The sequence below is a fragment of the Planktothrix sp. FACHB-1355 genome, from assembly GCF_014748295.1.
GTDB classification, from domain to species: Bacteria; Cyanobacteriota; Cyanobacteriia; order Cyanobacteriales; family Aerosakkonemataceae; genus Aerosakkonema; species Aerosakkonema funiforme_A.
In genome coordinates, this window is sequence record NZ_JACJUP010000048.1 from 1 (window position 1) to 13,029 (window position 13,029).

The following is a 13,029-nucleotide window of genomic DNA, read 5'->3' on the forward strand; positions in this document are numbered from 1 at the left end:
ACCCACCTAATTATCGGAACGTCCCCACGCGAGGTGCGAGCAACAGTCGCTGGAGTATCTTTTATAGTACCGCAGAAGAAGGTCGCGCTTTCAGCAGAGCCAATCTTGCTGCTGGTAGCCGTGCAACCCAGCACAAACGTAAATGCAGCAAATAATTGGACAATAAACTTAATTTTCATAGAGTATATCCAACCTCCTCAAACTCTCAATAGAGGGTAAGATCTGTATCTAGATGTGGAAAGAAGCCATCTGTACTTTCGAGCTGAGCAGGTAAAACCAGATCTCGCAATTGCTGATGTGCGTCCGAGCCACAAAAGTAGCTGGCAACAGCATGAAAGCGTTGAGCGGCTTTTTTTTACTCTAATTGTATGACCTGGAAGCTCAATCCTTCATTAGAGGGATCGTAATTATCCTTGCCCCTGCTTCCAACTTAAAGTCTGAGAATCTGGGGTTGTAGGGGGATAGAATCCTCTGCCATTTTCTGTCTCGACCAGGCTACTATTAGGTATTAAAGCAGAAACGATATTATACCGCCTCAGCTCTTTCAGTGAATTCCTCAGTTTCATCCTGAACGACTAGACACCTCTTTGAAAGACATTGATGTAGACGCAAACTCTCAAAGTTTCTACACAGTTTATCTAAACCAAACTTTCAAGTGGTGTCTTCATATCGGCGAAGCACATACGACGGGCTGCGTTCTCTAGCAATATCAAATCTGACGAAACATTACCGGGGTCTTATGCCAAGAGTCCTGTTGAACACCGAAGCGAGTCACCCAATGTTGGGTAATTTATTAGACGAGCGTTACCAAATAGTTCAAGTTTTAAGTGCCGGAACATTTGGAAGAACGTACATTGCCGAAGATGCTAAATTACCGGGTAATCCTAAATGCCTAATTAAGCATCTCAAACCTGCTAGTAACGATCCCAACTACTTGCAAACCGTCAGACATCTGTTTCTCAACGAAGCAGAGACTTTGAAACGGTTGGGCGAACACGATCGCATTCCGCAAGTGCTAGCTTACTTTGAAGACGACCAAGGATTTTACTTGGTGCAAGAGTTTATCGAAGGACAGCCTCTGAGTACTTTACTGCCAACTAGCCTACGCTGCGGCAAACGCTGGCAAGAAAAACAAGTTATTCAGTTGCTAGAAGAAGTATCAAGCATACTAGAATTTGTTCACAGTCAGGACATTATTCATTGCGATATCAAGCCAAACAATATAATTAAACGCGCCTCAGACGGCAAATATTGTTTGATTGAATTTGGCTCGCTTCAGCCGATAAGGACGCCAGCAGTTAACGTTGAAGAACAGGCAGAAATTACTTTTCCTCTCGAATCGGCAGGGTATGTACCGCCAGAACAACTGGCATATCACCCACAGCCAAATAGCGATATTTATGCGTTAGGCACGATCGCTATTCAAGCACTGACGGGAATGTATCCGGCGCTGTTGCAAATAGATGGGAATTTGGCTAGCTGGCAGCAACAAGTAAAAGTGAGCGATCGACTGGTTTCTGTAGTAAACCAAATGGTACGCCTTAACTACAAAGAGCGCTACCAAATGGCGACAGAAGTTATCCAAGCTCTTCAGGATTCGGGCAGCGGTAGCCAGACAACAGAATTTGTCAGTAGCGGTGTTGGTGCGATCGGCTCAGAAAAGCTAAATATTACCTTTAAGTCATTGCCGCCAAAATCCCCAACTATATCCCCAACTATATCCCCAACTATAATTGAGGAGTCAAAAGTTGCGGAAAACTCTATTGGTGCGATCGCCTCAGAAACTCTTGAAATCCCGTTAACCTTATTCCCGCCAGATTCAGAAACCAAAACAGCAGATTCAGAACAAATTCAATACTCTGCTGAAAACGCTGTTTCCGAATCTTCGCCTTTAGAATCCCTCATATTTGTAATGCCTCAAACGCAACTTTATGAGGCAACATCCACCCCAGATGCTACAGATGCAACGGACTCACCCCCTAAGCCGCAAAAGAGCAAACCTGGTTTTAAATTACCAAAAATCCCTCCTATAGTGGCTTTATTTGGTGTCGGTATGGCGATGAATGCTTTGGCTGCAATGGCTGGATACATTTATATGTCCCAACCCGATCCCACTCAATTTAAACAATTGGATTCAATCATTGACCAAGTACAGTGGGAAGAAGGAGCTAAAAAAGTTTGTCAGATTCCTTATATCTGTTTTTGGGAAAAGAAACAACAGCCTAATGTTCGAGGAAAGGCGCAAACATCTGTAGAAGTTTACCAATTACGGAAAAAAGCCTTTGCCTTGGCTGAAAAGAAAGACTTTGCTGGTGCGGTGAAACTTCTGGAAGAAATTTCTCCCCAAACACCAGAATACTCTAAAGTTAAAGCTAAGATCGCTGAATATAAGCAAAAGCAGCGGGTTAAGCAAGCTGTGGAAAAGTCTGGCGGTGCAAAAATGGCGAGTAAGTCCACGAGATAATTAATGAACAATGAACAATTGACAATTAAAAACTAATTGTTAATTGTTCATTGTTACAATGGGTGATTCTGTCTGCGCTAACAACCTTCCCCGTGAAATTACATAACGTACAGTCGCTCGACGACGAATCGCATCATAGCGACTATCAGCATCCAACACAATCAAATTTGCAGGCTTCCCCACCTCAATTCCATAGCTATCTTGCAGATGTAAAGTTTTTGCTCCATGCAGTGTCACCATATCAAAACAAGCATCTATTTCAGACATCCCCGTCATCTGACAAATGTGAACCGCCATGTGCGCCACTTCCAGCATATTTCCCGTCCCCAAACTATACCAGGGATCTTGGATACAATCGTGTCCCAAACTCACATTCAATCCAGCTTGCCACAATTCTTTCACTCGCGTCACACCTCGGCGTTTGGGATAAGTATCGGTGCGCCCTTGTAAGGTAATATTAATTAAAGGATTGGCGATGAAATTGATTTGCGATCGCATTAACAAACCCATCAACTTTAAGGCATAAGCATTGTTATAAGAAGCAAACGCAGTTGTATGACTCGCGGTTACTCTTTCTCCCAAACCAGAACGAATCGCACAAGCCGCCACAACTTCTAAAAAGCGCGACTCGTCATCATCAATTTCATCGCAGTGAATATCAATTAACCGATTATATTTTGCCGCTAATTCAAATATCCGATGTACCGATTTTACCCCATCTTCGCGGGTAAACTCATAGTGAGGAATTCCACCCACCGCATCCGCACCCAATTTTAGCGCTTCTTCCAATAATTCTTCATTTTTAGGACTACCGTAAACCCCATCTTGAGGAAAAGCCACCACTTGCAAAGTTATCCAATCTTTGACCGACTCTCGCACTGCTAGCAAACCTTGCAATGCAGTTAAAGAGTCTTCACTCACATCTGCATGACTGCGTACAAATAAAATACCTTGAGATGCTTGTAATTTGAGCGCTTCTATTGCCCGTTTTTTCACATCATCCAGCGTCAAACTTTGCTTGCGTTCTCTCCAAATTTCAATTCCTTCAAACAAAGTTCCGCTTTCATTCCATCGCGGTTCGCCTGCTGTCAGCGCTGAATCCAAATGAATATGGGACTCCACGAAAGGGGGACTGACTAATTTTCCTTGGATATCCAGTTCCAGCTGCGCTGGTTCGCTGAGATGGGGTGCGATCGCGCCAATTTTACCATCTCGAATCCCAATATCGACTTCCCGATCCTGCAAACGACACCGACGCAGTAATATATCCCAGGATAATAGCGACATAAATATTCCTTTCTGGTTTATCCAACAAATCCATACAGGAATTGTGAACTACCCCACCGTATAGACGGATGGGGCTTCTGAATTCACAGGGGAATGCCTCAAGACAGACTTACGCCCAGATGAAGGACTTACTTCCCCTCCTTCAGCAGCAGTCCTGGTTCCCAAGACCGATAACTGTCTGATACCTTCTGCTCTAATATTTGTTGCAGCGTTTTCATCTCTATCGTGGTGTGTGCCGCAGCTTGGACAAGTCCACTCTCTAATATCTAGTGGCATTTCTGACATCTGATAGAGACAGTTTGAGCAGGTTTTAGAGCTAGGAAACCATCGATCAATTTCAACTAATAAACCACCTTTCAACTTGAGTTTATAGTCTAAAAAATTGATGAAAGTTCCCCACCCCACATCAGCAATAGCTTGAGCTAGGTTGTGATTGCGAACCATGCCCTTGACGTTGAGGTTTTCGACTACTACCACTTGGTTATCATTGACGATTTTCTTGGATAATTTATGCAGAAAATCTTGACGGGCATTGCTAATACGTTCGTGAACTTTAGCCACAAGCTTTCGTGCTTTTTCTCTAGATTTGCTGCCTTTTTTCTGGCGAGCTAATTTAGTCTGTTTTCTGGCTAAGTTTTTTTCATGTTTTTTGATATGTCTAGGGTTGGCAAATTTCGATGTCTTATTTCCATCGTGCGTAACACAGAAGTCTTTGAGTCCCAAATCAATGCCAATCACTTTACCTGTAACAACCACTTCTGGGGTTTCTAGCGAGGTATCAAACAATAACGAAGCATAGTATTTTCCTGTGGAAGCTTTAGTAACAGTTACAGTTTTCAGCTGTCCCGCAAATAATCGATGAATTGAGGCTTTAATTATCCCAACTTGAGGGATTTTTATTCCCCTCTCAAGGATTTGGCAATTTTGAGGATATTGACAAGATTGTTTCCCGTGATAAGACTTGAATCTAGGATATTTAGCTCGCTTCTCAAAAAAGTTTTTGAAAGCTTTAGTTAAGTGCAGAGTTGTTGACTGCAACACCTGAGAATAACATTCCCCTAGCCATGCCGTATCTTCTGCTTTTTTGAGCTTGGGTAAAACCTTGTTGAGGGCTATTTGAGTAAGTCCCTTTCCTGTTTCCTTGTAAGTTTCATTGCATAGATTCAAAGCGTAATTCCACCACCATCTTGCACACCCCATTACTTGACTAAGCTTTTGGGATTGCTCAGATGTTGGGTAAATTCGGACTTTGATGGCTCTATACAATGGTTTCAGGTGAACTATGGTTTACAGTAAATATTGTAGCACAAGATAACAGAAAGTAGAGGCTACGCCGTTTTTTTATTGGTCGGGCATTCATCCCCACCGTATAGACAGATGGGGAATTCTGCCCGACATTTGAGTTAAACCCTACCGCAACCTGGAACTACTCTCTATGTAGGAACCCGGTTTCTTGAACAAGACCCTCCTCATTTTTTTGATTTGTTGGGTTTCCTAAGCAGAAACCGGGTTTCTTGAAGAAACCCGGTTTCTTTCCGTCAGTTTTTAATTTGCTATTCGGAAATATTATTTGCTACTCCGACTTCCCTCGCCGAACGGATCAACATAGCTTTTTGACGGTTCTCCATTGACCGCTGATGATTCAGCATCAGGGAACGAGCTCTTTGTTCAACTGCGCGGTTGTTGGATTCGTAGTTAATAGCGCTCATGTTTTCGCCTCCAAAAGTACAAACGTAGTGAATTGAGGCGCGTTCCTTCGGGATTGCTCCCTACTTCCGTCTCCTCACTGCATCTAACCGTCGATCGGCGTCTACCTGAAGAGATGAACGATTTATTTCTGTATTTATTGTTACCGTTTTTCCGATAAATGTCAAGTGCTACATAAAACTTTACAATCAAGCTCAATTCAATCCTAGATAAACTGCCACAGTCGTTGGTTTAAACGCTAAATTGGCAATATGAGTGAAAAAAGCGAAGGTATCAAAATCGTTAGCGACAATCGCCAAGCCCGTTACCTCTACGAAATCCTAGAGACATACGAGGCTGGGATTGAGTTAAAAGGGACAGAAGTCAAGTCCATTCGCGAAGGTCGGTCTAACCTGCGCGATGGATACGTGCTGATTCGGAATGGCGAGGCGTGGCTGCTGAACGTCCACGTTTCACCTCACTCAACCGCCAGCCAGTATTTTAACCACGACCCCGTTCGCACGCGGAAACTGCTGCTGCATAAAGAGGAAATCCGCAAGCTGATTGGTAAAGTGGAACAAAAGGGTTTGACCCTAATTCCTTTGAAGATGTATTTGAAGAAAGGTTTGGTGAAAGTCAGCGTTGGTCTGGGTAGAGGTAAGAAGCTGCACGACAAACGCGAAGATGTGAAGAAACGCGACGATAAGCGCGAGATGCAACGCGCTATGAAGAATTTTTAAAGCGATTCAAACCTAAGAAACCGGGTTTTTTGGCAAGGATTTTTACTTTGGTGTCAAGTTAATCGCTAAAAACCCGGTTTTTAGCTTTTTTTACCGCAGATTAAGGCAGATGAACGCGGATGAACGCAGATGTGGATGTAAAAAAGTCACTCATTCAAAAGTCAAAATTCCTTCCTCTACCTTTTCCCTTTTCCCTCTCCCCTCTCCTTTTTCTAAATGGTATAATTTTACTCGCTAGTGCGAATGCTGGTAATAATTATGACTCAAGAATTAATAGATTTAAGAAAAAGCATTCTGGAAGGAAGATACGCCGAGGCTTTGGCAATTGTAGATGAATTAGAGGGAATGAGCAAACAGGCGATACTGCGGAATATCCAATCTTATCTCAAAATCTTGTTAATTCACTTGATTAAAAACCAAATCGAACAGCGATTAACAAATTCTTGGGCTAATTCTATTCGCAATTCTGTTAGAGAAATTAAGAAACTGAATTTGCAAGATAACAAAACCTCTTATTACGTGAAGATAGATGGTTGGGAAGAAATGATTGATGAAGAATTTGAAGAGGCAATTCGCGAGGCTAGCGAGGAAGTCTTGAATGGTGCTTACAGTCCATTTCAACTTGCTGAAATGGTGGAGAGAAAATTGGTAATTAGTCATTCTCAAAGCTTAATCGAATTGACCTATAATTATTCACTTAAGCAGTTACCAGGAGTTATTGATGATTATTTGATTCAGCTTCCGGGTGGGGAAGATTGGCAAGCTGGGAGGCGATGATAAAAATTCTTAAAACAAGGTATTCAATACTGATAAACCTTAAATATTTATGGTGTGTCTAAGCTGAGCTTTGTACAGTTATTTGTGGTTGAGATTCGTTATCCACAAAATCCCGAATTACTTTTAGTAAATCATTAGAATGAAATTCGGATTGGGAATCGAGCTTGTTTAAAAAGTTGTTTGCTGCTAGCTTTAAGGCTGTGGTAAATTCAGAAACATGAGAGATTGAAATGGATTGTTTGCGATAATATATTCGCATTCCCTCCTCCCAAGGTTCAAATAAAATTGGTTCTGGTTCTTCCACAATTTCAACAGCGATATTTTTACCTTGTTTTACAGCTTTCACTCCGGTAATTAAGGCATCAAACCAGGAATCTAAATATGTTGATTTTTCCGTGATGGTTGTTGTATCATTGGTTATGGTGATATCGCCAATGGGATCGATGGGGTCGATTTTTTCTGATTCGTCGATATTTATGGCAATTTGCATTATTATGTTAGGTTTAATGACTTCAAGCACAACTTTACTGCAACCAATAACGTAACACTGCTCCCGCTCCCAGTCCTATCCAAGAAGTTCCAGATAGAATCAGAAACTTGTGAAAGTTACTAAATGGCTTTTTTCCTAAATCGTTAGCATGTATATCCCAAAATATTACTTCTGTTCCTTCCCACATCCTTAAGGCTAAAGATATATTTGATGTTAAACCAATACACCAAGCCACTAAACCCCTTATCCTTTCTTCATTCCCGTAAATATTTCCATAAATTTGGCTCCAACTCATCTTACTGTTATACATAGTCAAAGGTGTCAGAATAATAAGCATTAAATACCATAGTCCTAGTCCCTCGGTTGGACCAATCGAGAAAAAAAGCAATAAGAATCCGTAAAAAATACCCATAAAAAATAATGATACTATAGCCTTAGTTCCAAATATAGGTACAACAGTTAAAGTTATCGCTAAAGCCATAGTTAAAACGCCGCCTATCTCAATATCAGTAAGCCCACCATAAGTAACCCCTCTTTCACCATGATAAGCTAAAAGCGAGGTTCCAGCTAAAGCTACGAACCAAGGTAAAGGCGAAAAATAAAAAGGTATTGTTAACAAAAATCCCAAACCTACACAAACTATGAAACGTTGTACTAATAAACCCCAATCAATATGTATCTTTTGTAGGGTTGGTTGAGTGATTACTTTGTTAATGCCTACCGGAACAGTGCGATTCGCCACTTCCAACAACTTCAACCATTCCTGCATCGACTGAGGACGGTTTTTCGCTTCCAACTCCATCCCCTTGAGAATCGCCCGATTTAACTCATCGCTGATATCAGCGTGTTGCTTAGGTTTAATCAATCGGACATTATTCAACTTCCGATCCAAAGAAGATGTCGGACATTGACCAGTTACCGCATAATATAGAGAAGCAGCCAAACAGTACACATCAACCGTTGGTTCCCGACTCCCCATCATCTGTTCGTAAGGCGCAAAAGCCCAATTGCCAAAATGCTTGGAACTTTCGACTGTTTGCAGAATTTCTCCAGCAATGCCAAAATCAATCAACACCGCTTTACCGTCACTCTGCACCATAATATTGCCTGGGTGAGCATCCCGATGCACCAAACTCGCTTGATGCACCACCGTCAAAGCTTCCCCAATTTGTCGCACATACTCCACCGCTTCGTTTGCAGGTAACGCCCCTCGCCGCCGCACCAAATCAAACAAACTCTCCCCTGCGACAAAATCCATTACCAGGCAGTATATCCCCTTCTTTTCAAACAAATCCCTGACGCGCACGATATTGGGATGCTGTTTTTCAGAGAGTTTTTCCAGTCGCCGCCCTTCCTCGACGAACCGCTGCAAATATTTGGGGTATTCCGGGTCATTTTTCAGGCTTTCATTAGGCGTTTTAATAACCACTAGCTGTTGCAGCAGCGTATGTCGTGCTTGATAGGTAATCCCGAAGCCCCCTTCTCCCAGGATTTTCTCGATAATATACTTACCTTTCTGCAACCGCTGACCCGCTGCCCAAACCATGTCGCGCTTTCCAGACTCTTGGGTTTATTGTGACATATTATCTCAAAAAAAAGTACGTTGTTGCGGTTTAGCGCTAAAGCGCAACAACGTACCTTATTTCTTATCTTCTCTTCGCGTTCTTCGCGTCTTCGCGGTTCGTTAAAAAATCTTGGGTTAGAGTTACCAACTCTAACCAAAATACAAAAGCTCCTACAAGTCCTGTGGAGGTAAATTTTCACTCCGCGATGGTTGATAAATAGTGTAATAACTAGCGATCAAAGCTATCATCATCCACCAGAGAGTATTGGCTTCCGGACGATACAAAACTGTATCTACAGTACCATGAGCTAGCATACCTAAAAAACTGGCGATCGCAGCTATCAACCAAAATCCTTCGCGGCTACCAAATTCCCGCAGACGCCGCAATTGTACCCAACCTTGGTTAAAGGTTACTAACAATAACCAGAGAAAACAACCCAATCCAATCAAACCGGCTTCCACCGCTACTTCCAGCAGAATAGAATAAGCACTCAAAGCGCTGTAGCGGGGACGCATATAGAGAGGATAAATTTTGTTAAAAGCAGTGTTGCCGGGGCCAATGCCGATAATGGGCCGAGCGCGAATCATCTCCTGTACAGCTGCCCACACATTGATGCGAAAATTATTGCTGCTATCTTCGCGACCCACAAACATACTGAAAACGCGATCGCGCAACGGTTCTACAAACAATATTGCCAATCCTAATATAGCAGCCAAACTTATTAGCAATATCGGTAAAGACCAAGTGCGCCAAAAAGGAGGTAACTGAATACTTAACCAATCAATCAACAACAACAAAAACACAAACAGCAGCACTACAAAACCGATCCAGCCCCCCCGACTGAAAGTTAATATCAAACAAGATGAATTGACAACAAACATTGTCGTTGCTAACGCTTTGCAGACCCAGCCACGCCAAGCAAAAACAGCCGCCAAACTCAAAGCAGTTGCCGGCAGCAGATACCCTGCCAGTAAATTGGGATTTCCCAGATAGCTATAGACTCGCGTGGTTTTAGCCAGAGGAGATTCCGGATCTACCCAAGTTGCCAGTGCTGTAGCGCCAAAAAACCACTGCCTCAGACCGTAGACACTGACGAGCAGAGCTACGTGCAAGTATAGCGCAATTAACCAAGAGCGCAGGTGAGGCGATCGCAAAATCCTCGCCATCAAAGCAAACAGCAACAGATACAGCGTCAGCTTCACCAAACCGGTCAGCGCCGCCGCCTTCACCGGTGACAAAGCTGTCGCCACCACAGCAATACCCCAATAAAGCAATACCAGCAAATGAATGGGCGTAAATTTGGGAAAAGAAAATACTGCCTCTCCCTCTTCCTTCTCCCTTTCTCTGACAACCTCATCCGATACAGTCAGCAGCACCCAAAAGGCACCGCAAGCAACTAAAAGCACACCAACCAAATCGTTGGATACAAAGGGAGCCAGAGCAAACACCAAGCTTACCAACAACGCGCCCAAAGGTTCTGCCCATCGCATCAACCAGCTGCCTTGTCGCCATGCTGGCAGCAGACCTACCAAACGGTACAAATAACTAGCATTGCGCCACCGATACAACGGTAGATTAGATAGTGTTAATTGTTGCCAAACAGCGTTCATGAATTTTTATTCTAGTGAACCATTTTAGATTTTGGATTTGAGATGTTAGATTATATTTTCATCTAAAATCTAAAATCTAAAATTTTTAGATATTTACATCAGCTTCTGTTATTGTTGGCAAGCTCACCACATATCTAAAGCCAGACTCTTGCGAGCCTTGGATCGAGATTTGTCCGCTGTGCATTTGAGCTAAATGACAGCTGAGCAACAGCCCCAAGTTTTCAGAAGATCGATCGATTATATTATTCTCAAGAGCTTCCGATCGGTCAGCAGTAACCAAAGCTTTTTCTTCCGATTTGGTCGAGTTACTCTTCTCGGCTGCTTCTGGAGATAGCAGTGATGCTTCTTCGAGGCTTTCATCCTCGCGATCGTAAAGCCGGGGCTCCGAGTAAGTTGGTACAGATGGGGACGTATTGAAAAAGTATCCTTCCAGATGAGGGAGGCCATCTCCCAGCCAGGGGTGAGAAACCCAAACGGCAATGTTTAACCCTTCTACTTTACGAGAGATATGAATGCGGACAATACTGCCAGCATCAGCCGTTTGCAGCACACTTGATACCAAGTGATAAAGCAATTGGCGGACTTTTTCCTTATCCAGTTGCCAGATGCGATTTCCGGGCTCTACGGAAAGACGAATCTGTTGCCCTCGGCGGTTGGCTGCTTCTTCTAATGTAGCGATCGCCTGTTGGCACAACATTTCTATATCAACAGCAGAAAGATTCAGTTTTGGATTATCGGGGTTTAGCGATCCCAGTGCCAATATTTCGTTTACCAGCGACAGCAAGTACTGACCGCTGTGCTGAATAATCTCCAAATATTCTTTTTGTTTAGTCGTTAGGGGGCCATAAATCTCGCGGCTCAAAACGCTGGCCATTCCCATCACTGAGGTCAGAGGCGTCCGCAGTTCCTGAGTGAGTTGGCCCAGCAATTTGACTTGAATTTGATTGGTGGCGAGTTGCTGGCTGCCTAAATTTCCAGAGGATATTTGCGTGTTGAGATTCACCAACACTCCTGGGGCATTCTCTTTGAGGGCACGATTGCGCTCAAATTCGCTCATAATCCAGCGGGCCATGAGTTCCAAAAACTCTGTTTCCCTGTCAGTAAAGGAACGCGGCACCCGTTCCATCACGGCAAGCGTACCCAGGCAATGTCCGGTAGAAGTTAATAATGGCACTCCCAAATAGGCGCGGATGCCATAGTGCTGAACTAACAAACTCTTGGCAAAAATCGGCTCAACGGTAGTATCGCCGATCGCCAAAACTTTATGAGAGTCTACTACGTGCGTACACAGAGATTCCTGCCGCGATAGCTGACGGGATGTTGCCAGCTGATTCATCAAACCTAACCTGGACAAACCCACAGATGACTTGAACCATTGACGGTCTTTGTCCATGATGCCCAAAATGCAGATGGGGGCATCCAAAAAGTGGGCAGCCGTCTGAGTTGCCTCATCGAAAATCGGGATTGTCTCTGCTTCCAGCAGTCCCGACTCTGTTAAAGCTAAAAGGCGCTGTTGTTCTCGCGCTTGAGGTGTCAAACCGTTGAGACGATAAAAGAGAGTGTTTTCAGGGTTTACCATGCTAACTGCTACCCCTATACTTGCTGAATTTATCATTTATCTAGCTGCTGCCGCAGACAAAGAGCTTATCCTTAAAATTCCCTAACTGCATTCTCAACGAACAGGTTATGGAGAAATATCATCAGTTTTTGAGAATATCTACCATTAACCAGAAAGAGATGTACTCGACCAGGCAGGGTGAGACAGCAGGGAGGCGATGACCCGCACTCCTCGTAACTGATTCGAGAGGGGTAGATGACCTTTGGGGGCACTCAGATCCCAGATAAACTCGTGGGGATATCGCGTCCAGTTATTGCCATTCTTCCAGCCGATTTTGGGCCAGAATTTTTCCCAATTTTTGCCCAAACTCAGCCAAATTTCCCGTTGCACTCCATAGCCAAACTTGCCTTCGGAATTAGCCAGCCAGAGGTTGTTAATGGTTTGCAGATCTGATGTAGGGAACTTCTCTACCTCAGTAAAATACAACCATTTCCTTTGCACTGCTGCCGCACCTGCAAGTTCGCACAGCAATTGCAGCGTCATTCGATCGGCTGCTTGAAAATCTTGCTGGGCCAGCAGTTGTTGCAGGGGAGTGTAATCTATATTGCGCTCTGAAATCAACGATACGATACTGGTGTTCATTGCTAATTGGTTATTGGTCATTGGTGGTTGGTCTGCGATCGTCGGTTACTTTTGTTTTTGGTTTCTTCATTCCCGATTACCCATTACCGATTAACTATTAGCACAAAGGAATTTGCACAAGTATCGCCGTTAGTCCAGTTGAGTATCACTCTGGTTTTGCAAACTTTTCACTTAGCGGTCTGCAAAATGCGATCGAGATCGGAAGAGCGT

General features: G+C 43.5%; 10 protein-coding genes, 1 pseudogene and 1 riboswitch. Of the genes and pseudogenes, 3 read left to right on the plus strand and 8 right to left on the minus strand.

Translation table 11 applies throughout. The annotated features are described in order from the left end of the window. Positions 1–739: 739 nt before the first annotated feature. The gene (locus H6S82_RS04425) at positions 740–2,464 is read left to right on the plus strand and encodes a serine/threonine-protein kinase (RefSeq protein WP_190468307.1); all 1,725 of its coding nucleotides are present in this window, start codon (positions 740–742) and stop codon (positions 2,462–2,464) included. Positions 2,465–2,503: 39 nt separating this feature from the next. Here the strand turns inward: H6S82_RS04425 and codA are convergent, their stop codons facing one another. From codA to H6S82_RS04440, 3 genes are all read right to left on the minus strand, one after another. Then, complete coding sequence (gene codA / locus H6S82_RS04430; protein ID WP_190468311.1) at positions 2,504–3,751, minus strand: cytosine deaminase; 1,248 nt, start codon at positions 3,749–3,751, stop codon at positions 2,504–2,506. Positions 3,752–3,799: 48 nt separating this feature from the next. Next, positions 3,800–5,026, minus strand: coding sequence for an RNA-guided endonuclease TnpB family protein (locus H6S82_RS04435; protein WP_199315410.1), 1,227 nt, complete (start codon positions 5,024–5,026; stop codon positions 3,800–3,802). 278 nt (positions 5,027–5,304) lie between these two features. Continuing rightward, positions 5,305–5,460, minus strand: a complete 156-nt coding sequence (locus tag H6S82_RS04440; protein ID WP_190468318.1) for a hypothetical protein — start codon at positions 5,458–5,460, stop codon at positions 5,305–5,307. A 36-nt stretch (positions 5,461–5,496) separates the two neighbouring features. Further along, positions 5,497–5,582, minus strand: a riboswitch (Glutamine riboswitch). A 127-nt stretch (positions 5,583–5,709) separates the two neighbouring features. Here H6S82_RS04440 and smpB point away from each other — a divergent pair. Both smpB and H6S82_RS04450 read left to right on the plus strand, forming a co-directional pair. Further along, positions 5,710–6,177 carry an SsrA-binding protein SmpB gene (gene smpB, locus H6S82_RS04445; protein ID WP_190468321.1) on the plus strand — a complete coding sequence of 156 codons (468 nt, stop codon included), beginning with the start codon at positions 5,710–5,712 and terminating at the stop codon, positions 6,175–6,177. A 258-nt stretch (positions 6,178–6,435) separates the two neighbouring features. Beyond that, positions 6,436–6,954 carry a DUF29 family protein gene (locus tag H6S82_RS04450; RefSeq protein ID WP_190468324.1) on the plus strand — a complete coding sequence of 173 codons (519 nt, stop codon included), beginning with the start codon at positions 6,436–6,438 and terminating at the stop codon, positions 6,952–6,954. Positions 6,955–7,012: 58 nt separating this feature from the next. Here H6S82_RS04450 and H6S82_RS04455 read toward each other — a convergent pair whose 3' ends face one another. The 5 genes and pseudogenes from H6S82_RS04455 to H6S82_RS04475 form a co-directional block, all read right to left on the minus strand. Then, positions 7,013–7,444, minus strand: coding sequence for a hypothetical protein (locus tag H6S82_RS04455; protein WP_190468327.1), 432 nt, complete (start codon positions 7,442–7,444; stop codon positions 7,013–7,015). 34 nt (positions 7,445–7,478) lie between these two features. Beyond that, positions 7,479–8,990 (minus strand): serine/threonine-protein kinase, encoded by a 1,512-nt coding sequence (locus H6S82_RS04460; protein ID WP_190468331.1) that lies wholly within the window; start codon positions 8,988–8,990, stop codon positions 7,479–7,481. Positions 8,991–9,179: 189 nt separating this feature from the next. After that, the gene (locus H6S82_RS04465) at positions 9,180–10,619 is read right to left on the minus strand and encodes an IctB family putative bicarbonate transporter (protein WP_190468334.1); all 1,440 of its coding nucleotides are present in this window, start codon (positions 10,617–10,619) and stop codon (positions 9,180–9,182) included. A gap of 85 nt (positions 10,620–10,704) precedes the next feature. Beyond that, on the minus strand, positions 10,705–12,234 hold the full coding sequence (locus H6S82_RS04470) for a GAF domain-containing sensor histidine kinase (protein ID WP_242056818.1): 1,530 nt from the start codon (positions 12,232–12,234) through the stop codon (positions 10,705–10,707). Positions 12,235–12,342: 108 nt separating this feature from the next. Beyond that, positions 12,343–12,807 (minus strand): annotated as a pseudogene (locus H6S82_RS04475) (GUN4 domain-containing protein); the annotation flags it as partial. Positions 12,808–13,029: the final 222 nt, after the last annotated feature.